Here is a 1,618-nt window from a genome sequence, read left to right as displayed (position 1 = left end):
GGCGGGAATTGCTGGCCGCCTATCCCGATGCCAAGGTGCTGCTGACGCTTCACCCGCGCGGCGCCGGAGGCTGGTACGACAGCACGATCGATACGATCTACTTCACCGAAAATCTCTGGCAGTTCAAGATTTTGGAGTGGCTGACGCCGTTCGGCCGGAAATTCGGCGACATGTCGCGCAAGCTGATCTGGGGTCGCGTGCTGGCCGGCGTGATGAACGATCGCGAGCGGGCGATCGCGCGCTACAACGCTTACACCGAGGAGGTGAAGGCCGCGGTGCCACCGGAAAAACTTCTGGTGTTCACGGTGACCGAAGGCTGGGGGCCGCTGTGCCGTTTTCTCGGCGTGGCGGAACCGCGGGAGCCGTTCCCGAACCTCAATGACCGCGAAAGCGTCAAGAAGGTGATCCGCGACGTCATCAAGGGATCGTACATAATGCTCGGGCTGTCGATCGCGGGGGCGGTTGCGGTGCTGGCTGGGCTTTGGTGGTGGCTGGGGTAGCCGGCCTCAGCCGAGGCGCCGCCAGCGAACCCTATTCGGGCGAAGGCACAGGCGGCTTGTTCGTGATGGTGGCACCGAGGGCAGCGGCTATGACGGCGGCTACCCCCAGGCATTGCAGCCCGGTCAGGATCTCGTGCAGGAACAGGAACCCCGCCAGCGCGCCCAGCGCCGGCTCCAGGCAGGTCAGCGTGCCGTAGAGCCTGGCGGGCATCCTGGTCAGCGCCACCATCTCCAGCCAGAACGGCAGCGCACTGGAGAACAGCCCGACCAGCAGGGCGCCGGCCAGGATCGACGGCCCGACCAGCGCCGGCCCCGCCTCGGCCACGCCGAACGGCAGCGCCAGCACTGCGGCGATTGCCAGGCCGTAAGCCGTGGTCTGGCCGCCGAGTTCCGCGCCCGCTTTCTGCGCGAACACGATGTAGAGCGCCCAGAAGCCGCCGGCCGCCAGCGCCAGCATCACGCCGGCCGGATCGAGCGCCTGGCGCGAATGGATGAGGGGCGACAGCAACACGATGCCGGCGACGGCAAGCGCCACCCAGGCGAAGTCGCTGCCGCGCCGGGACGATAGCGTCGCGACCAGAAGCGGGCCGGTAAATTCGAGCGCTACCGCGATGCCGAGCGGGATCGTCTTGAGCGCCGCATAGAACAAAAGATTGAGCGCGGCGAGCGTCACCCCATAGGCGATCAGCCATGGCCAGACGGCTTTGGAGGGCCGCACCCGCCAAGGCCACAGCACCGCCGCCAACATCAGCGCGCCGACGACCAGCCGCAGCGCCGTCGTGCCCTGCGCGCCGACCAGCGGAAACAACCCCTTGGCGAAGGTCGCGCCGATCTGGATCGACACCATGGCGCCGAGCAGCGCGGCGATGGGCAGGGTCTCGGAAACAGGCTTGATAAGCGGCGTCGACGTCACTGTGGTCCTCCCCTGCCGCCGGGCTATGCGCGACGGCATGCGGCGGAGATAGGACCAATGGGCTTGCCTGTCGTGAGGCAGCGAGAGGTGGTTGGGTGGGGCAAGCGACGCTGACGGCGGCTGCAGCTCAGGCGATATTCTTGATACGCAGGCGGGACAGCGCCCCCCTCTGTCCTGCCGGACATCTCCCCCACTTGGGGGGAGA

Annotated in this window: 2 protein-coding genes; one reads left to right on the top strand and one right to left on the bottom strand. The window is 67.6% G+C overall.

Features of this window, described 5'->3' with window-relative positions; translation table 11 throughout:
- Window positions 1–500, top strand: a 500-nt coding sequence (locus E5W87_RS33080; protein ID WP_292407446.1) for a sulfotransferase family protein, incomplete at its 5' end; no start/stop codon positions are given.
- Between the two features lie 31 nt (window positions 501–531).
- Here E5W87_RS33080 and E5W87_RS33075 read toward each other — a convergent pair.
- Complete coding sequence (locus tag E5W87_RS33075) at window positions 532–1,413, bottom strand: DMT family transporter (protein WP_292407443.1); 882 nt, start codon at window positions 1,411–1,413, stop codon at window positions 532–534.
- Window positions 1,414–1,618 lie beyond the last annotated feature (205 nt).

Source organism: Mesorhizobium sp., from assembly GCF_004962925.1.
GTDB lineage: Bacteria > Pseudomonadota > Alphaproteobacteria > Rhizobiales > Rhizobiaceae > Mesorhizobium.
Note: the sequence above shows the minus strand (reverse complement) of the source record. Positions and strands in the feature narration are given on the sequence as shown.